Annotated in this window: 13 protein-coding genes and 1 tRNA gene; 12 read left to right on the top strand and 2 right to left on the bottom strand. The window is 46.6% G+C overall.

The window, feature by feature from the left end; all coding sequences use genetic code 11:
• Window positions 1–44: 44 nt before the first annotated feature.
• Both JUB15_RS21465 and JUB15_RS21460 read right to left on the bottom strand, forming a co-directional pair.
• A complete protein-coding gene (locus tag JUB15_RS21465; RefSeq protein ID WP_207514712.1) occupies window positions 45–2,270 on the bottom strand; it encodes a hypothetical protein in 2,226 nt (741 codons plus the stop codon).
• An 86-nt stretch (window positions 2,271–2,356) separates the two neighbouring features.
• Window positions 2,357–2,505 (bottom strand) — tRNA-OTHER (locus tag JUB15_RS21460).
• A gap of 261 nt (window positions 2,506–2,766) precedes the next feature.
• Here JUB15_RS21460 and JUB15_RS21455 point away from each other — a divergent pair.
• The 12 genes from JUB15_RS21455 to JUB15_RS21400 all read left to right on the top strand — a co-directional run bounded on the left by JUB15_RS21455 (window position 2,767) and on the right by JUB15_RS21400 (window position 19,567).
• Window positions 2,767–3,804 (top strand): helix-turn-helix transcriptional regulator, encoded by a 1,038-nt coding sequence (locus JUB15_RS21455; protein ID WP_207514711.1) that lies wholly within the window; start codon window positions 2,767–2,769, stop codon window positions 3,802–3,804.
• Window positions 3,805–4,007: 203 nt separating this feature from the next.
• The gene (locus JUB15_RS21450) at window positions 4,008–6,392 is read left to right on the top strand and encodes an ABC transporter permease (protein ID WP_207514710.1); all 2,385 of its coding nucleotides are present in this window, start codon (window positions 4,008–4,010) and stop codon (window positions 6,390–6,392) included.
• Window positions 6,393–6,674: 282 nt separating this feature from the next.
• On the top strand, window positions 6,675–6,995 hold the full coding sequence (locus JUB15_RS21445) for an ArsR/SmtB family transcription factor (protein WP_205511610.1): 321 nt from the start codon (window positions 6,675–6,677) through the stop codon (window positions 6,993–6,995).
• Window positions 6,992–7,489: an SRPBCC family protein gene (locus tag JUB15_RS21440; RefSeq protein WP_207514709.1), complete on the top strand. Its 498-nt coding sequence runs from the start codon at window positions 6,992–6,994 to the stop codon at window positions 7,487–7,489. Before JUB15_RS21445 ends, JUB15_RS21440 begins: the two co-directional genes overlap by 4 nt.
• Window positions 7,490–7,823: 334 nt before the next feature.
• Window positions 7,824–8,144: a hypothetical protein gene (locus JUB15_RS21435; RefSeq protein ID WP_207514708.1), complete on the top strand. Its 321-nt coding sequence runs from the start codon at window positions 7,824–7,826 to the stop codon at window positions 8,142–8,144.
• 42 nt (window positions 8,145–8,186) lie between these two features.
• Window positions 8,187–9,347, top strand: coding sequence for a hypothetical protein (locus tag JUB15_RS21430; protein WP_207514707.1), 1,161 nt, complete (start codon window positions 8,187–8,189; stop codon window positions 9,345–9,347).
• Window positions 9,348–9,879: 532 nt separating this feature from the next.
• On the top strand, window positions 9,880–12,918 hold the full coding sequence (locus JUB15_RS21425; RefSeq protein ID WP_207514706.1) for a SusC/RagA family TonB-linked outer membrane protein: 3,039 nt from the start codon (window positions 9,880–9,882) through the stop codon (window positions 12,916–12,918).
• A gap of 19 nt (window positions 12,919–12,937) precedes the next feature.
• A complete protein-coding gene (locus JUB15_RS21420) occupies window positions 12,938–14,599 on the top strand; it encodes a RagB/SusD family nutrient uptake outer membrane protein (protein WP_207514705.1) in 1,662 nt (553 codons plus the stop codon).
• A gap of 78 nt (window positions 14,600–14,677) precedes the next feature.
• Window positions 14,678–15,757, top strand: a complete 1,080-nt coding sequence (locus JUB15_RS21415; RefSeq protein ID WP_207514704.1) for a metallophosphoesterase — start codon at window positions 14,678–14,680, stop codon at window positions 15,755–15,757.
• An 18-nt stretch (window positions 15,758–15,775) separates the two neighbouring features.
• The gene (locus tag JUB15_RS21410) at window positions 15,776–17,110 is read left to right on the top strand and encodes an MFS transporter (protein WP_207514703.1); all 1,335 of its coding nucleotides are present in this window, start codon (window positions 15,776–15,778) and stop codon (window positions 17,108–17,110) included.
• 102 nt (window positions 17,111–17,212) lie between these two features.
• Window positions 17,213–18,613, top strand: coding sequence for an FAD-dependent oxidoreductase (locus tag JUB15_RS21405; RefSeq protein ID WP_207514702.1), 1,401 nt, complete (start codon window positions 17,213–17,215; stop codon window positions 18,611–18,613).
• A gap of 12 nt (window positions 18,614–18,625) precedes the next feature.
• A complete protein-coding gene (locus tag JUB15_RS21400; RefSeq protein ID WP_207514701.1) occupies window positions 18,626–19,567 on the top strand; it encodes an endonuclease/exonuclease/phosphatase family protein in 942 nt (313 codons plus the stop codon).
• The last annotated feature ends 60 nt before the right edge of the window (window positions 19,568–19,627 follow it).

The following is a 19,627-nucleotide window of genomic DNA, read 5'->3' as shown; positions in this document are numbered from 1 at the left end:
TAAGCTACGGGGGCGGGAACCCCGGCTTCAAGGCAAGGGGTTAATTAATCAATTAACAGCTTTGTTAGGGCTGCCGTGTTCTTTGCCCATTGCGGTGTGTACACTTCATCTGCTTCAGTTGTTTCAACCAGCTGCAGCTGCTGTGCGTCTGCCTTCAGCTGCAATAACCGGCCAATGGTCAGTTTGCTGTTCAGTTTTTTCAGCAGGGCTTCTACATTCCGGGTGTCGAGGTTTTGTACGATCTGCCCGCTGAATTGTAATTCCAGCCAAATGATCTCGCTGTTTGCTACGTCGAGCACGCCAAAGACCATACCCTTGCTAAGATCTTTTACGATACGCACCTGGTGCTGCAGACAGGAAGGATCGTAGGCTACCCCGGTGGTTTCTGAAATGGTCATTTTATGTTGGCTGTTCATCCAACCCACCACTAAATTGGGCGTAATGCTGCCAATGCTGTAGGCATTGCAGGTAAAGCTTACATATTTCGCCTTTGCTCTTTTCAATGCAGGCAGATCCATTTCAATGTATTCAGCCGTACCGATCTTGTTTGGAATGCTTCTGATATCACCACTATGTTTACAACCGGTGGTTACCAGGTTGCTGTAAGAGCAGCCTTCTGTTTTATCATTAAAAGCAATCAAACAGCTCAGGTCCATATCCATATGCTGGGCTGGCAAACCGGTTCCCCATTGCATGAATAACCGGACGGTATCGCCAACCACTGCAAAGCGGGTTCCCATCAGGGCGGAAGACATATCCTGCACCGTGTCGCTTCTGTCGCCAATAAAAACGGGAATATTGAACAGCAGTGGGTCTATATGCATCGTTTTGCTGGTGGTGGCAGTTTTAGCAAAGCGGTTTTTAACCGACAGGATACAGAGATCAACAATCGCAGCCTGCATATCTTCCAGCTGTTTGTCGCTATACAGTTGCAATAACCGGTTAGCCGTAATCACTTTGTTTACGCCACCCAGTGGCTTCACGCTGCGGGTATTATTTCTGTCGAAATAATTTTCAGCATACATGGCCAGCGTGAATAACAAACGGGCCGGAACTTTATCAATGACGTCCATGAAAGCGGCAATGGTTACATCGCTGCCAAACCATAACATATTAGCAAACAAAGAACGGGCAAATAATCCGGGTCTTTGCTGTAATAAAGTAAGAGTTGTTTTGGCATCATACCGCAACTTGTAATGTTCCACCTTACCCTGCCATACTTCATATTCTTCTTTATAGAATTTATCCAACAGGTTGCGCAGGTTGTCGAATCCTTTGCGTTTGCTGTATTCCGGCAGACGTAAAGCCCTGATAAAGCGTACCCACATCCCGCGTTTAGGATGCATCATTTCGCACATTTTAGCCGGATCCATAGCCATATTATTCAACCAGCCGGCTACCAAACAGTCTTTGCGGTTGTATTTCAGTTTTAAGGGCGCCCTTGCCTGCACAGTAGCGCTGGCGCTTCTATCCTGTGCCCACAGGTGCCTGTTATTAGCTTCTTTGCGTTTTATAATGGTAGCGGGCTCTATTATTTGCAGGAAGCCGGTATGTTTATACCATAAATAACGCAGGATATCGGTAGGTGACGTGAATAACGGTTGTGCTTTGGTTGCCCCGTCCTGGCTCACGTAAATGTCTATTACCGCCATCAGCGTTTCCTTCATTCCTATTGATACTTCCGGCAAAGGCAATTCATTCAGCAATATTTTCAAGCTGTCGAGCTGCGTGGCGTCCAAAGCGGTTTTGGCCGTCAGCAGGTCTTTCAAAAAATCAGTTGCATCGTTTATTGTCCATAACTCCAGTATTTTTTGTTCGCTACCCTGTTTGAAATTTTCAATAGCGCCGGATGTGAATGGTGTTCCGCAGAACGGGCAGCCATTATAGCGGTGCAATGGAAATGTTTTGTCAGGAATAATATGGCTGCATGGCAGAATAGTGCCTTTGGTTTTGAAAATATTGGAATAGAAGGTCACAATATGATCGATCACCAATTCACCGGTAGGAATGTTCCAGCCTTTTACCAGCGGTGTCCAGTTCTTGTTTACCCCGGTTACATCACGCAGCATTTCCAGTACCATGAACTGGAAACCCGGGGCCGTATTGTTCAATGCTTTCAGCAATGATTCAGAAAGGCCAAAGCCCAGATTGGATAAATTGGCTGCTAAAAGCCCTGTATTTTCGTTAAGGGTTTGCTGTTGGCCGATGATGGCTGCTTCGGGAATAAAAACTGCCTGTTGCCGAAGACTTACTTGTAATAACGGATTCATAATATTCATTTTAAAACCTGGTAATGCTGATGCTGTTGACTTGAAAAAGTGTGTTTTGAAGTAAGCAACAATTGACCAAAGTTTAGCGAAGCAGGTTGGATTCGAACCAACGACCGATAGATTAAACTAGGGAGTAAGTACTAATTGACCACGATAATTTTCAAACGTGTGGAAATGATTTGACCGTGATAATGTTAAAACTTTTCTATTGCTCTACCAACTGAGCTACTGCTTCAACCAGTCAATAACGGTATTGAATAAGTTTTTCCAATGACGAAGTAACTTGTTTCTGACCGTTTTGATACAGCAAATATGCATACAGGGCTACGCAGGGTACTTGCGCAGTATGAAAATTATTTTGAAATTCTTTTAATTGTTTGGCGCACAGTTTATTAGCGGTCGAAATGTATCCAGGAAACAAAAAATAACGGCCAACAGCGCAGGTCAGTTGCGTAATAACAGTGCGCTTAGTATTTTTAACGGCCGAAAACCTTATATGTCTGTAAATAAATTAGCCCTTATTCGTTACAAGACCATCGATGACTGTTTGCGTAACAAGTATCGTAAATGGACACTGGACGACCTGATTGAAAAAGTAGCCGATGTGCTGTATCAGTTGGAAGGTATTACCACCGGCGTGAGCAAACGAACCATTCAGGCCGATATCCAGATCATGCGCAGCGATAAACTGGGTTACAATGCACCGATAGTAGTTATTGACCGGAAATTCTATGCCTACAGTGAGGCTGGTTATAGCATCACTAATGCGCCGGTGAACCAGGTTGATGTAGAGAAGATGAAAGAGATCGTGGGCCTGCTGAAACAATTCAACGGGTTTACCTATTTTGACGAAATGAGCGACATGATCGCCCGGCTCGAGAACAACCTGTACCGTACAACGAACCAGGGACGGAATTATATTCAGTTAGAGAATAACGGGCTGCTTAAAGGGCTGGAACATATTAACGCCTTGTACCAGGCCATCCTGCAAAAAAGATCGTTGCTGGTAGAATACAAATCTTTCAAAGCCGCCGCTTCGCAGCACGTCATTTGTTATCCTTATTTATTAAAAGAATACCGCAACCGCTGGTTCCTGATTGGCCGGGCCAAGAAGAAGAGGCTGCTGCTTACCATGGCGCTCGACCGCATCATCGAATTCCAGGAACTCACCAAAGAGCCATTCATTGAAGAAGATAAAATAGATTTCGACCAATATTTCAGTGACCTGATCGGCGTTACCAAAAATGAACAGGAAAAGGCTATCAAAGTGGTGCTGTTTATTGACAAATACAATGCGCCCTATGTACTCACCAAGCCAATACACCATTCACAGCAATTATTGAAGGAAGATGAAAATGGCATTATTATCTCGCTGCAAGTGGTGATAAATTTTGAACTGGAAAGGGAGATCCTTGGTTTTGGCGAATGTGTAAAAGTGCTGGCGCCGCGCGTACTGGCAAGCCGTATCCAGAAGAGGTTAAACAAGGCTGCAGAGAACTATGAGAAAGCTGCTGATAAATTGCCATCAGAATAAATTAATCTCATTACTTTCAGTACACAGACGTACACCAACTGTACGAATATGAACAACTGCTATACGAACCGGTCACTTAACTGGCTGACCGGCAGATCATTTTAAAATTGGCATGTACGTTGGCCGGGTTTGGTACATTCCAGCTGTGCGTCTTGTGATATAAGTGGAGACAGGAAATGGAAGTATTTTAAAAAGCAATATATATGCTTAGAAACTATTTCAAAACCGCCTGGCGAAACATATCGAGACACAAAGTCTTTTCCTTAATTAATATTACCGGACTGGCTTTGAGCCTTACGGTCGTTTGGCTGATCGCGCTTTTCATAGGGCATGAGCTTAGCTACGACAGGTATCATGAAAATGCCGGCCGCATTTACCGGCTGGTTTCACATGGGCAATGGGATACCGAGAAATTTGATATTGCCGGAACATCAGGGCTGGCAGCGCAGGCGCTTAAAAATGATTTTCCCGAAGTGGAAGATGCCCTGCGGATCGATGTAGAGGGCGGTGGCATTATTGAATATGAGGATAAAAGAATTAAAGAAGGCGGCATCTTTTATTCAGACCCTTCTTTCTTTACCATGTTTACTTATCATTTCCTGGCAGGCAACAACGACGCATTGAAAAGGCCTAACAGTATAGTACTTACCCAAACGCTTGCCGCCAAACTTTTCCCCGATCCGCTTTCGGCCATAAACAAAACGATAACTATCGATAAACAGCCCGCGACGGTTACAGGTGTTATTGCTGATATTCCCGCCAATACGCACTTTTCCTGCAGCGCCATCCGGGCCTACCCGGCCGATTACAAAGGCGACTGGAGCGTGCTGAATACATACACTTATATCCTGTTGAAACAGCATGCAGACATTAACCGGCTGCGTGACAAGCTGCCCGCTTTTGTAAAAAAATACCTTACCAGCAATTCGAAAAACGTACATCTTACCTTAGAGCTTCAGCCTTTACGCGCTATACATTTACATTCACACCTGCAATATGAGTTAAGCGAAAATAACGACATCAAATACATCTATGTGATTTCTATCGTGGGGCTGCTCATACTCATTATTGCTTTTATCAATTATATCAATATTACCACTGCCCGCGCTTCCAACCGGCTACGGGAGGTGGCCGTAAGAAAAATAGTAGGCTCCAGCGGCACCAACCTGGTAGGTCTTTTTCTGACAGAATCTGTTATTACGATACTTTGTGCCGCCTGTATCAGTCTGATGCTGGTCATTCTATTAATGCCGCTGTTCAACTATGTTACCGGCAAAGAAATGTCCGTTTGGGAATTCGGTATCCCGCGCACGCTGCTGTGTATACTGGGTTTTTCGCTGGTTACCGGCCTCATTGGCGGTTGCTATCCCGCCTTTTTCCTATCCAGGTTTAGAACTATTCCGGCCCTGAAAAATCAGTTGGGCGATGTAAAAATGCAGGCGGTCTTTCGCAAATCGCTCGTGACCTTTCAGTTTGCTGTAACCGTTGTTATGATAACCACTTCACTGGTCATTTATTTGCAGCTGAAGTACATGCAGCATACGGATCTTGGATTTAATAAAAAGCAAATGCTCACTTTTCACCTTGATTCAAAAAAGGTGCGGCAACAGGTAGAACCGCTTCGTATGGCATTGTTGCAAAGCCCGGCAGTAAAAGCGGTCGCTTCTGCGGGCAACCCGATCGGAAATAATAATATCGGTATGTCGGGTTATTTCATAGAAAAAGATGGTGTGCTTGACCAGCATAACAAACTGGCTTATGGGCTCATCATAGATGCTGATTTTATTCCGGCCATGCAGATCAAATTAAAAGAAGGGCGGAATTTCGTCAGGCATCTTGCATCAGACAGCAACGATGTTATCGTTAATGAGGCTTTTATTAAAAAGCAGGGCTGGACGTCAGGTTTGGGTAAAAGAATTTCCCGGGGGCCAGATGCAACCGGCAGGATCAAATTTGCCAATATCATCGGCGTAGTAAAGGATTACCATATTTATTCCCTGCAACATAAAATAGAACCGATGATCATGGAGCTTCCCATGCGGGCATCGGACCGCGACAATATCTATGTAAGACTGGAGGCCGATAACATGGCGGAGGCCGTTCGATCTCTTGAGCAAACGTTCAGAAAATTTGATGCAACGTCTCCTTTTGAATACCATTTCCTGGATCAGAACTTTTCAGCCCAATACAAAGCAGAAGAAAAGCAGGGACAGGTGTTGCTGGCATTTACCATGCTTACTATTGTCATTGCCTGTTTAGGCTTGTTTGGGTTGATCACTTTTACCGTTGGCAAACGGGTAAAGGAAATCGGCATTCGTAAAGTGCTTGGCGCAAGTACCGGCAGTACTGTTTTCCTCTTAACAGAAAACCTGTTGAAAGTGGTGGTTATTGCCATGCTGGTGGCCGTGCCGTTGTCCTGGATGCTAATGAACAAATGGCTTGAAGATTTTGCCTATCGCATCCAGCTGCATTGGTGGATCTTTGCGTTGGCAGGCATTGTTTCGATCTTGATCGCCTTTGCCACCTTGAGTGTACAGGCTGTAAAAGCAGCATTGGCCAATCCGGTTAAGAGTTTACGGGCGGAGTAGATCGACAATCGACAGTCGGCAATCGACAATAGGCGACAGGCAGTTCTCAAACCACAGACATCCTTGTTGTGCACTTGCCTCCCGCTGCCAACCTCCCAACCCGTCAACTCCTTCGTATAACCCTGCTAACTATGAATCCTATCAGCTAGTCAACTCGAATTTTCAGGTTATTTACTTTTCAACCGCGTTAGGCGTTGGGCATTCCCAAAAATAAATTTGCGCAACCGAACAGTTGCGCGTATATTTGCAACCGAATGGTTGCTAAAAGGACCATTTAGTCCCATGAGACGCGACGTATTTCAGGCTATTGCAGATCCTACCCGGCGGGCAATCCTTAGCCTGCTGGCCGTACAAGCCATGACCCCAAATGCACTGGCCGATCATTTTGACAGCAGCCGTCAGGCCATCTCAAAACATATCAAGATCCTGACCGAATGCCAATTGGTTACCCAGGAACAAACAGGACGGGAGATCTACTATCATTTTAACTCTAAAAAATTAAAAGAAGTGGACAAATGGCTACAACAATTCCGGGCGCAATGGGATACCCGGTTTACGCAATTAGACACACTATTAAAAACCATTAAAAACAAGAAGTCATGATGTTGACAAAAGAAACGATCTATTCGAAAGACGCTTCCGGCAAGAAGCTCAAAGTAGAAAGGGTTTTTGATGCACCGGTAGAACAGGTTTGGAAAGCCTGGACACAAAGTGATCTGTTAGACCAATGGTGGGCGCCCAAACCCTGGAAGGCAAACACCAAATCCATGGATTTTCGGGAGGGAGGCAAATGGTTGTATTATATGGAAGGTCCCGACGGCAGCCGCCACCACTGTATCCTGAACTACAAAACCATCGTTCCAAATAAGTCATTCAGGGGCGTTGATGGTTTTACCGACGAGAACGGCGTGTTGAACACCGAAATGCCGAGTATGGACTGGACCTGTGTATTCAATGCTGTTGGCGACACGACCAGGATTGAAATGGAGATCATCTTTGCTTCAGAGGCCGACCTGGAGCGAATTGTAGAAATGGGCTTCAAAGAAGGTTTTGCCGCTGCCCATACCAATCTCGACGAATTGCTGGCAAAACAATAACATTTATAAGTTACACCCACGCTGTAGAAGGGCTGAACGGCCGGTTGTTCACACAATAACCCCCGTTCAGCCCTTTGCTTTTTATTATTATCTATTTGTTAAGCCAGTATACTATTGGGAACCAATGCGAACCGTTCTTTATTAGTTTGTCGCTTAAAGTACGCGTTAGCGTTGTGAACAAAAATTGAACAAAAAGGTGATTTAACCCGATCATACAAGAGTTCTCTTTTGTAGTTTTAGATCAATTAAACACCATCCCATGCCTAAAAGTGCAAAAAAGAAACCTGCATCCAGGGCCAGATCATTACCTTCTACAAATACCAAAACTAATTCCATGACCATTCAAGATTTCTCATCAAAATCCCTGGTGGCAGAAGAAGCGCCCCATTCCAAACCGGTAGATGTTACTTTTACCTTCATCGGCGGCATAGGCCAGGCCACCGCAGTCCTTTTCAGAAAAGGCGTATTGATCAATATGCAAAGCATCAGCAACACCGGCAGCGTCAGTTTTTCAGAAGTACAAACCAGCGATGTTATTTCCGTGAACGGGGTTTGTACCGGCAAAGCAGAGGTTACCGTTAGCGAGCCAACTACACCCGTGTCCCCTAAAACATTCAAGGCAGGGCTGATGATGGCCAATTTTTTAATTAAATAATATTCAGTTAATATGACTGGTAAATTTTCAGGGCTTGTCCTGATGATATTTTTTTGCTTATCTCTTACCGCGGTGGCGCAAAAGAAACCGAATCCTGTATTAACAGCCGACTCTTTGGCAACCGGTAATTACAAAGACGTGCTCAACAGCTTCTTTCAGCTGGCATTTGACCAGCTGGCCAGTCCTGATAAAGAGATCAGATTCACTGGTACACCCTTCGCTGTAATGGCAAAGCTTGACTCTACCTTTTTGATCGATAAGAAATATGTTGAGTCCAAAGCGCTCAGAAGGCTCAACTATTCCTTCGCGCTGCGGCTCGATACGGCTTACAGGTTCAACGGATTTTCATCAGGCATCAAATATGCCCTGATCAATAAACGCGATGAAACCGTTTCCCGGGCTTTCCTCGATATGGTGCTGGCCGATACATTGGCGAAGGAATTATTAGCGCTCAATACCGTGATCGGGGCAAGCATCTCGGCCATAACACCTGCTGAAACGCAGGAAAAGATTGCCCAGGAATACGATGATTTTGCGACCGGTAAAAAAGATTTTGGCCTGATCAGCCAGCAACTGCAGGATACCATACTGGCTGTAGTTAAAAGAACTGAAAGCATTAAGAACCTGGCCGACATCCTGGCAAAGAATAAAGCGTTCAACATGGCCAGAACTGCCGACAGTGTTTACCAGGACCTGAAAGCCAACTTCAACAAAAATGCCTTGTTGACGATCGGAGTGACAGATACAACGTATAAAGACCAGTTTGTTTTTTCCAACGTTGTGCTCCATGCCGAGTTCCTGAAAGGCGTTAATAAATATGCAGGCAATAAGAACGACCTGGAGTTTAATGCAAGGGCGGCCCTGCAACTGGTAGATGATACTCTTAATGCCGGCCGCGACCTCAAACGGGCTTTGTTCAGTGTAGAACCGGCGTTCAACCTGGTATTTAAAACCAAAACGACCCAGAGAAGTTACCTGGAGTTGAAGTTCAGTACCGCTTACTATCGTAACTTCAGTACGTTATATGCCGGTGAAGAGCGTGACCGGTTCTTCCTGAACGGAACCATCAGGGTCAGGATCCTGAATGATATCTGGGTGCCGGTGGAAATAAGATACGATCCCGGGAACGGGAATTTATTAGGTTTTCTGAATGTAAGAGCAAACTTCAGGGCGCTGGCAGGTGCTGCGAAACTATTATATTAATAAAGACAAACAGACATATCAGGAGCAAAGGTTGGTGTAAAAGCCAGCCTTTTTTGTTTTAAGGCGCAAAGTACAAAGCGCAAGGTGCAAGGTAAAACGTTCCAGGTACAAGGTCCTAAATGGCACTTGGGGTTTGACAATTAAGGTCTTGTGCCTTTTTTCCTTCTGCCCTGTGGCTTTTAAATGATGTTTAATTTGCTTTAATTTCCTTTCAAGCAACTCGCCGTTTAATATAATTTTAATGCCTTTTGCTACTCGTTTTGCCCTACATTTAAACCATCAAATGCAGCGCAGAATAGGACGGGAAACAAAGATAAGAACTTAAACTGTTAGTTTTTAGCAAGATAAAAATGTTAACATTTGCGTTTTAATTTGATATTATTTACTTAACATTGTACTTTAATTTTCTTAAAATACATTTAATTCCTTTGCCGAAACTAAATGTATTGTTATGAAGAAAAAAGTAAGACAGCAAACACCGGGCACAGCTAAACGATTGTTCACAGATTTTCTCACTTTCTAACCTTGCTATATGAGATCAAGTTCTTTAATCAGGCAGTTATTGCTATCCACCACTTTGGTGATCCACACATTGTTCCTGTCCGGTTTACCCGCAGGCGCATTCGCACAAAACAATGCCCCTGCAAAGGTCGAAGGGCAGGTATTAGACGACAAAGACGCTCCGCTACCGGGCGTTAACGTTATGATCAAAGGCGCACGTTCGGGTGTAGCCACCAGCGCCGACGGCAGCTTCAGCATTGAAGTGCCCGAGGGAAACGCCACCCTGGTCTTTTCCTCTGTAGGCTATGTAACCCGCGAAATTGCCGTAAAAGGCGCCACGAAAAACCTTTCCATCCGTTTGCAATCCTCCAGTAACACCCTGAACGATGTAGTGGTTATTGGTTATGGCACACAGAAAAAAGTAAACCTTACCGGTTCCGTTGAAAATATAAGTTCGGCCCGCCTGGCCGACAGGCCTGTAACGCAACTGTCAGCTGCATTACAGGGCGTAGCGCCTGGTGTTACTGTAACAACGTCCACCGGGGCGCCGGGCAGTGATGCAGGTACCATTCGCATTCGTGGTATCGGTACCTTAAATAATGCCAACGCCCTTGTGTTGATCGATGGGATCGAAGGTAATATGAATGAACTTGACCCCAACATGATCGAAAGCATCTCTGTATTGAAAGATGCTGCTTCATCGGCTATTTACGGGTCACGGGCCGCCAATGGCGTCATCCTGGTAACGACAAAAAGGGCGAAAGGCGAAAAACTTACCATCACCTACAATGGTTACATGGGCAAACAAACACCCACCAACCTTCCCGATAAGGTAGATGCGCTCGATCATATGCGCCTCTTGAACCTGGCGTATAAAAATACCGGCCTCACACCTGTATTTACCGATGCTCAAATTGAAAAGTATAGCCAGGAAATGTATAACAACCCCGATGAATATCCCAATACCGACTGGCAGGAAGAAGTATTGAAAGGTTCGGGCATGATGCAAAATCATTCCGTAGGCATTAGCGGTTCATCGGGCAAGCTGCGTTTTCTTACGTCACTGGGTTACCTGAAACAGGATGGTATTATAAAAACATCCTCTTACGAACGATATACGCTGCGTAACAATGCCGATGTCAAATTCAATGATAAGGTAAGCATGAAGCTCGACCTGCAGCTCATTAACCGCAATACAGTAGAGCCCGGCCGCGGCATGACCAACGTATTCTCGCAAATGAACCGTATTCCCGCTACCCAGCTGGGCCGGTTAACGAATGGCAAATGGGGTGAGGGCTGGAACGGGAACAACCCCATTGCAATGGTCGAAGACGGCGGATTCCAGAAGAATAACACCTTGAGCATGCAGGGCAACCTGCAGTTCACCTACAAGCCTGTTCACTGGTTAACAGCCGACCTCGTGGCTGCGCCCCGCTTTGTAAATGCCTACGACGATAATTTTGTAAAAGCTGTTACTACCTATACCGGCGCCGGATCAGTGGCTTTCACCCAACCGGCAAAAAGTGAGAAAACCAATTCCAACGCCCGCTCATATTATGGTAATTACCGCGCCAACGTTACCGCCGACAAAGATTTCGGTGAGCACAGCATAAAATGGATGGTGGGTGCATCGAAAGAAACTTATTATTATACCGATTTTACCGCCTTTCGTGATAACTATCTGTTCCCCGATTATACCGTTATCAATGCCGGTGATAAAAGCAACCAGCAAACAACAGGCTCGGCCACCGAGTGGAGTCTGCAAAGCTTTTTCAGCCGCCTTAACTATAACTTCAAAGGAAAATACCTGTTGGAAGCCAATGCCCGGTACGATGGCTCATCCCGTTTTTCCAAAGGAAATAAATACGGTTTCTTCCCTTCTTTCTCTGCCGGCTGGCGTATCAGTGAAGAGCACTTTATGGAGAACCTGCGCGGCGTGTTGACCGACCTGAAATTCCGCGCTTCGTGGGGAACCTTAGGTAACCAGAACATAGGCACCAACTATGGTTTTGTTTCCAGCATTGCGTTAGGCTCTTATGCACAGAACGGACAGGTTGTTTCTCTGGGTGCATTGAATGATATGAGCAATGCTGCGATCACCTGGGAAACTACCACGATGACGAATGTGGGTGTGGATGTAGTGCTGTTGAAAAATCTTTCTATCACTGCCGACTGGTACCGGAAGATCACCGACGATATTTTGCTTACCCTCGATATTCCCTTATACATTGGTTTGAACGCACCGGTGCAAAATGCCGGTAAAGTGAGCAACGTAGGTTGGGAATTAGGCATCAACTACAATGGCCGCGCCGGTAAAGACTTCACCTATGGCGTCAACTTCAACATTTCTGATGTAAAGAACAAAGTGCTCGATCTGAAAGGCATCAGCGCATCCAGTTTATTGCAAAGCCGCGAAGGACATTCCATCAACTCCATCTATGGGCTGGAAGCAGATGGTTATTTCCAGTCACAGGATGAGATCGATAACCATGCCGCCCAGGTAGGTGTGCTGGCGCCCGGTGATATCAAATATGTAAACCAGAATAAGGATAATATCATCAATGATGAAGATTATAAAATAATCGGCAGCACCATTCCCCGCTTTACCTATGGTTTGAACCTGAATGCAGCGTACAAAGGATTTAGTTTTAATGCCTTTTTGCAGGGCGTAGGAAAAGCCAATGGCTATTTGTATTCCTATGCCATTCAACCCTTTTATAGCGGCGGTACCGCCCATGAAACACATAAGGATTACTGGACCGAAGAGAATCCCAATGCCCAGTTCCCCCGGTTAACGTATAATGATGGCGGCAACAACTATCAGCCTTCCAGCTTCTGGATGAAAAATGCGGCTTACCTGCGCCTGAAGAATATTCAATTAGCCTATTCATTGCCGATATCGCTTATCAGCAAGTGGGGCGTGAATAACGTGAAAGTGTATGTTGGCGGACAGAACCTGCTCACCCGTGACAAATTCTGGAAAGGGTACGATGTGGAAACGGCTGTAGGTACTGGTAATGCTTATCCGCAGGTGAAAGTGTACACCGTTGGTCTGGACATTAAATTCTAAACAACCTCATTTACAAATCATGAAACGTACGTCAATCATCATATTGATCGCCGGTATTGCAGCAGGAATGGCTGCCTGTAATAAATCGCTTGACAAGCTGCCGTTGGATAGTCCCTCTTCGGAAACATTTTACAAGAATGAAACAGAAGTGGAAATGGGAATACAGGGTTGTTATAAATCCCTGAACTGGGAACTGAAAAGTACCCGGCCCTGGCCGGTAATGCTCGATAATACGTCCGATATCAGCTGGAACCGGAGCGCGCATGCCGTACAGGAACTGGGTAATGGAACAGCTATCAGTACCAATTCTTCCGCAGAAGTTGCCTGGACCCAGTGTTATAAGTCCATTGGCCGCGCCAATTTTTTGTTAGACAATATCGACAGGGCTGCCGATCTCAGCGAGGCCTATAAAAAACAGGTAATTGCCGAAGCCCGCTGGGTAAGGTCCTTCAATTATTTTCTGCTCACGGAATTGTTTGGCGCTGTGCCGCTGGTAACAAGCAGCATTACGTTGGAGGAAGCCCGCATGGAAAGAACGCCCAAAAGCGAAGTGGTGAATTTCATTCTTAAAGAAATGGATGAAGCAGCACCCGATCTGCCGGCGGCAAACGTTGGTAAAACGGGAAGGGCAACCCGCGTGGCTGCCTATGCCCTGAAAGCCAGGGTAGCGCTGTTTAACGGGCAATGGCAGGTAGCGGCCGATGCGGCCAATGCAGCCAGGGCCATTGGCAAATACGGCTTATACGATAACTACGGTAACCTGTTCAATTATACCGGTGAAACCAGCAAAGAGCATATTTTTTCCCTGCAATACATGAAAGGGATTATCACCCATTCCAATAGCAATTTTCTGTCGTCACGTCTCGCAGGCGGTGTGGCCAACGAAGTGCCCACGCAGCAGATGGTTGATTCGTACGAATGCACCGATGGACTTACTATCGACAAATCGCCTTTGTACAATCCAGCGAAACCATTTGCCAACCGCGACCCGCGGCTGGCCATGAGTATAGCGTTGCCGGGCAGTGTGTATTATGGCTTTCAGTTTGAAACGCATCCCGATAGTTTGCGGGTGTGGAATTATAATGTGTCACCCGCAGCACGCGTGCCTAATACCGATGCCACCAATGTGTACGCCACCTTTACCGGTTATATGTGGCGTAAATGGACAGATATCAAAGACAGAACCGATGATGAGAACTGCGAAGGCGATATCGTTCTCTTTCGCTATGCCGAGCTGTTGCTGACCTATGCCGAAGCAAAGATTGAAGCCAACCAGATCGATGAATCGGTATATAAAGCGTTGGATTCGATCCGCCTCAGAGCGGGCATGCCAACTGTGCCCCGCGGACAAACACAGGCATACATGCGTTCGCTGGTACGTAGAGAACGTAAAGTAGAGCTCGCCAATGAAGGACACCGCCTGTTCGATATCCGCCGCTGGAAAATCGCGGAGAAAGTGATGAAAGGTCCGCGTTATGGCCGCAGCCGCACCACCTGGCTCACATCGGCGCCAACACTGGATGAGAATAGCAGTCCCGATTATAGCAATGTGTCAAACGCCAGCGTAATGCGGGTGATTGAAAATATGGTGTTCAATCCAAACCGCGATTACCTGTGGCCAATTCCAAATATCGAAGTACAAACCACTAAAGGATTAATAAGTCAAAACGATAACTGGTAAAGGCACAATGAGGTAATGTGCTAATATGCTAATGTGATAATTTGATAATGTGATAGTGAATACAAATAATGATTGAATATGATGAAGATATTCGCCCTTTGGTTATTGTTGCAGCTAACCGTTCTGACAGCCCCGGCACAGCATCAGGACAGTACGCAGCCGGTCCTTAGCGATTCCGCTTCCTGGTCAATAGTGGTATTGCCCGATCCGCAGAATTATGTAAAATATAAGCGCAATCAGCCGCTGCTCGACATTATGATGAACTGGATCGATGAGAACCGCGAACGGCTACATATAAAAATGGTGTTGTGCACAGGCGACCTGGTGGAGCATAATAATATTGAGAAACCAGATGGAATAAAAATGGACCAAACCGGTTTGCAGCAATGGGCAACCATTGCTGCTGCCTTTGGTAAGCTCGATGGAAAGATCCCCTATGTAGCTGCTGCCGGAAACCATGATTACAATATCTTCAGCTACACGCATGAACCCAAACACACCAACTATCCCAGGTTCTTTCCCCCTGACAAGAACCCGCTGAACAAACAATTGCTGCGGGAGTATACCAATAATCCCGATAATATTCCCAGCCTCGAGAACTCCTGCCTGGAATGGACATCTCCCCAGGGCAGGCCCTTTCTGTTTATGACCATTGAATTTGCGCCCCGCGATACCATATTACAATGGGCAAAAAAAGTAGTGACCCAGCCCAAATATCGTAATCACACAGTAGTGCTGCTGACCCATGCTTACCTGAACTACAGGAACGAACAAACAAAAACCGCCAAATACGACCTGAAGGATGCGAATTATGGAGTGGCAATTTGGGAAAAGTTAGTAAAGCCTGCCGGCAATATCCAGCTGGTGATCTCGGGTCATATCGGCGCTAAAGACGATGCCCGCAAACATGTAGGGTTTCGCACCGATAAAAATGATGCCGGTAAAATGGTACAACAAATGACCTTCAATGCGCAGGCAATGGGCGGTGGTCATTACGGCAATGGCGGTGATGGCTGGCTGCGTTTGCTGGAGTTTTTGCCGAATGGCAAAACAGTGCATGTAAAGACCTTTTCTCCTTTTTTTGCGATTTCGCCCAGTACCAGACAACTGGCCTGGCGCAGGGAATCGTTTGATGAATTTTCTTTTGAACTGAATTGATTGCTAAAAGCGAATGAAATGCTTGCCACAGAAAAGAAAAAAAATTGGTTTGAAGATAATCGACGCTGGTTTATAGTAGGCATCATCTTTCTAACGATCGTGTTTAATTATGTCGACCGGCAAATGGTGTCAATACTAAAACCATTACTTAAAGAAGAATTTACGCTCGATGACGGGGGCTATGCATTTATTGTAAACATCTTTACCATCTGTTATGCCATCATGTATCCCGTATCGGGCTGGCTGGTTGATAAATTTGGCGCGGGTAAGATCATGCTGTACAGCATCATCCTGTGGTCTGTTGCCTGTATTGGTGGCGGCTTCAGCAGAACGGTGGCACAGTTTGGTTTTTTTCGTGGTTTACTGGGTATGGCGGAACCAGCCAATTTTCCGGCGCAGTTGAAAACAGTGACCGTATGGTTCTCAGGCAGGCTGCGGGCTACCGCCAACAGTTTATGTGTGGCGGGCAGTTCCATTGGCGCCATCATAGCGCCGCCGCTGATTGCCTGGTTAACATTGCAGTTTAACTGGCAGACTGCCTTTATCATTTGTGGCAGTGTGGGATTACTCATTGCCCTGTTATGGAAAATAATTTACCGTAAACCACCGGTGGAGGTCACAAAAGAAGTGATGCAGTCAGAAGCAAGGGATGCAGGCGAACGTTTCACCTGGCGGCAACTGTGGACCACCAGAAGTTTATGGGGTATATTATTGATACGGTTTATAAGCGATCCGGTTTGGTATTTCTGTTTGTTCTGGCTGCCGGGTTATTTACAGGAAGGATCAGGTCTTACACTGGCGCAAATAGGCCTGTTCGGCTGGATCCCTTTTTTAATTGCAGACGTAGGCAGTATTGCTACCAGCGCCTGGAGCGATAAAATGGTGCGCAAGGGTAAACAGCCTTTGCGGGCGCGTAAGATCATGTTAACGGCAACAGTAGCCATGGCGCCCTTGTGTGCATTGATCAATTACCTGCCCGGTGCGGTGAGCACTTTGATCGTTTTTAGTTGTATTGCAGTTATGGCTTTAAGCTGGCTGGTATCGCTGAGTGTGGTGGTGGCGGAAGCATTCCCAATGCATAATGTAGCCAGCGTGCTGGGCATTGCCGGCGGATTTGGCGCATTGGGCGCCGTGTTATTCAATTATTATGTTGGCCAGGTAATTGGCGAGCTGGGAGCGGGTAACATCTTTATGCTGATGTCGGTGCTGCATCCACTGGCTGCCTTATTATTGTGGACAATGGTGCGCAGGGAAGGCAACAGGCAAAAAGACAAAGAGGCAAACAGGCAAGAAAGCAGCGAGGCAGCAACGCAACGGGGCATAAGGCAAAAAGCAGAAGGCAATCAGTTCTAGGTGGCGCAAGATCGGAAATTACGTTTGAAATTTCGCGAGCAACTCTCCATTGACGATTGACGATTCACGACAAAACAGTTAACAGCATAAAACAGATATTGTATGAAGAATAATTTAGGAACCATTCAGGAACCTGCGAAAACAATACCCATTCGTACCCAGGTAGATGTGCTGGTAGTAGGCGGTGGCCCCTCGGGCATTACAGCCGCCATGGCAGCAGCAGAAGACGGCCTTCGGGTGCTCCTGATCGAAAGCCGCAGCTTCGTGGGTGGAAATATGACCATCGGATTACCGATCCTCGGTTTCCTGGGCCAGAAAGGCAACCAGATCATCAAAGGCCTGCCCCAAAAACTGATTGACCGCCTGGCTGCCCGGCAGGCCGCCAGTGAGCACCGGCCTTGTCCCCTGCACATGAGCTTAACGCTGGTAGAACCGGAAAGTGTAAAAACAGTAGCGCTTGAAATGTTAAGAGAAAGCAATGTAGAAGTATTGTTCTATACGTTTTGTGCCGGTGTGGTAATGGAAGGCGATGAACTGAAAGGTGTTATTGTAGAAAGTAAGGCCGGACGGGAAGCCATTATGGCAAAAGTGGTCATCGATTGCAGTGGCGATGCCGATGTGGCTTATCGCAGTGGCGTGCCTTGCGAATACGGCAATGAACATGGCGGTGTGCAACCGCCTACGCTCATGTTCTGTTTGGGCGGTGTAGACACCGAAAAACTGCGGCTCAGCGTGGCACAGGAGCCAAGGACCTATTTAACTGATTTTATTCCTGCAGAATATTTTGGCCAGAATAACCAGTTTGTGCTGGTGGGCATGCGTAACCTGGTGAAAAAAGCACAGGAGGACGGACTAACATTAACCACCGAGCGAACCATCCTCATCACCGGTTTACGTAAGGGCGAAGTGTGGGTGAATATGACGCGCGTAAACGGCGTGAATGGAACCGATCCGGAAAGTTTGACTCACGGTGAAATAGAAGGGCGTAAACAGATCTACGATATTCAGCGGTACCTGATAGAATACGTGCCCGGATTTGAAAATGCCTATTTCCTGAAAACGGCCCCCTTCCTTGGTATCAGGGAAACAAGGCGCATCATTGGCCAGTACACTATGACCCGCGAAGATATTATGAGCTGCCGCCATTTTGAAGATGCTATTGCCGTGGCCAGTTATCCGCTGGATATTCACCACCCGCAGGGCGGCGGTTGTACCTTGGAATGGTGCGGCGATTGTTATGATATTCCGTATCGCTCCCTGGTGCCGCAGAAAGTGAAGAACCTGTTAGTGGCCGGACGTTGCATTTCCACCACGCATGAAGCCATGTCGGCCATCCGGGTAATGGCGCCCTGTATGGCTATGGGCGAAGCGGCCGGCCGCGCGGCCAAACAGGCAGTACGAAGAAACGTACAACCGGCAGCCGTAGATGTACAGCAACTACAACAGGAATTGATCAGTAAAGGCGCATACCTGCGTATTAATCAAAAAGCAGCTGTTAAATAGATTATACCCTTTATGGAAAACACGAACCCACAACAGGTGGCTTCTCGCAGGCATGTTATAAAGGGGCTCGGCGCCATTGCGCTGGCTCCCTTTCTTCCTGCGACCGGAATGGCCGCAACCGATGATGAAGTAAAAAAAAGCAGCAGTCATAAAGTGCTTACCTGCAATATACGCGTAGCCCTACCCGAAGATGAGGCAAAAGGGTTAGGCTGGAATACACGCAGGGAAGTATGTTTACAGGTGATCAGGAATCAGCAGCCTGATATCATCGGTTTGCAGGAAGTATTGAAGGAACAGGCGGCTTACCTGCAACAGCAAATGCCGAAATATGCCCTCTTTGGTTTTGACGGACCCGAAATGGATGCGCACCCCACAGGTTACCACGGGATTGCCAAGAATCCCATCATGTGGTTGAAACAACGCTATGAGTTGTTGGCCGGCGGCACCTATTGGTTATCAGAAACGCCATTGGTAGCCGGCAGCGGTTCCTGGAATACAGCCAGGGCGCGGCATGTGAACTGGGTTCGGTTGCGGGAAATAAAAACCGGAAAAGAGTTCAGGGTAGTGAACCTGCACCTCGATCATAAATCGCACGAAGCCAAAGTGCAGCAGGCAAAAATGATGGCAGCAGAAAGCAGTCAGTACCAGCCAGGCTTTCCGCAGATACTTACCGGTGATTTCAATGCAAGAGCCACCAGCAACGTGTTAGATAGTGTAAAAGCCGCCGGCTTTGTCGATAGCTATGCCACCCTGCATGGTGAAACAGACCCCGGTGTTACCGCACATGGATTTGAACCCATCGACAGCCCTAAACTGAATGGTAAAGGAAAGATCGATTTCATTTTTTGCAAAGGCAATTGCAAGCCATTGGCAGCGGGCATTATAAAAGACAAACCTAAAGGCATTTTCCCCAGTGATCACTTTTTTGTGTCGGCTGAAATAGCCATATTGTAATCAGGTGTGCCACACCAAAGCTGTGGCACACATCTCAGACTTGTTGGCAAAGAATGCATT

The organism is Longitalea luteola (assembly GCF_017356035.1).
GTDB classification, from domain to species: domain Bacteria; phylum Bacteroidota; class Bacteroidia; order Chitinophagales; family Chitinophagaceae; genus Niastella; species Niastella luteola.
The sequence above is the reverse complement of the archived record's forward strand: the minus strand, read 5'-3'. Positions and strand labels throughout refer to the sequence as shown.

Bases quoted from the DNA above. Each gene is read 5' to 3' on its own strand.
- JUB15_RS21435 (WP_207514708.1), top strand. From the start codon at position 7,824: ATGACCATTCAAGATTTCTCATCAAAATCCCTGGTGGCAGAAGAAGCG.
- JUB15_RS21450 (WP_207514710.1), top strand. From the start codon at position 4,008: ATGCTTAGAAACTATTTCAAAACCGCCTGGCGAAACATATCGAGACAC.
- JUB15_RS21430 (WP_207514707.1), top strand. From the start codon at position 8,187: ATGATATTTTTTTGCTTATCTCTTACCGCGGTGGCGCAAAAGAAACCG.
- JUB15_RS21445 (WP_205511610.1), top strand. From the start codon at position 6,675: ATGAGACGCGACGTATTTCAGGCTATTGCAGATCCTACCCGGCGGGCA.
- JUB15_RS21405 (WP_207514702.1), top strand. From the start codon at position 17,213: ATGAAGAATAATTTAGGAACCATTCAGGAACCTGCGAAAACAATACCC.
- JUB15_RS21440 (WP_207514709.1), top strand. From the start codon at position 6,992: ATGATGTTGACAAAAGAAACGATCTATTCGAAAGACGCTTCCGGCAAG.
- JUB15_RS21410 (WP_207514703.1), top strand. From the start codon at position 15,776: ATGCTTGCCACAGAAAAGAAAAAAAATTGGTTTGAAGATAATCGACGC.
- JUB15_RS21400 (WP_207514701.1), top strand. From the start codon at position 18,626: ATGGAAAACACGAACCCACAACAGGTGGCTTCTCGCAGGCATGTTATA.
- JUB15_RS21420 (WP_207514705.1), top strand. From the start codon at position 12,938: ATGAAACGTACGTCAATCATCATATTGATCGCCGGTATTGCAGCAGGA.
- JUB15_RS21465 (WP_207514712.1), bottom strand. From the start codon at position 2,270: ATGAATCCGTTATTACAAGTAAGTCTTCGGCAACAGGCAGTTTTTATT.
- JUB15_RS21425 (WP_207514706.1), top strand. From the start codon at position 9,880: ATGAGATCAAGTTCTTTAATCAGGCAGTTATTGCTATCCACCACTTTG.
- JUB15_RS21415 (WP_207514704.1), top strand. From the start codon at position 14,678: ATGATGAAGATATTCGCCCTTTGGTTATTGTTGCAGCTAACCGTTCTG.
- JUB15_RS21455 (WP_207514711.1), top strand. From the start codon at position 2,767: ATGTCTGTAAATAAATTAGCCCTTATTCGTTACAAGACCATCGATGAC.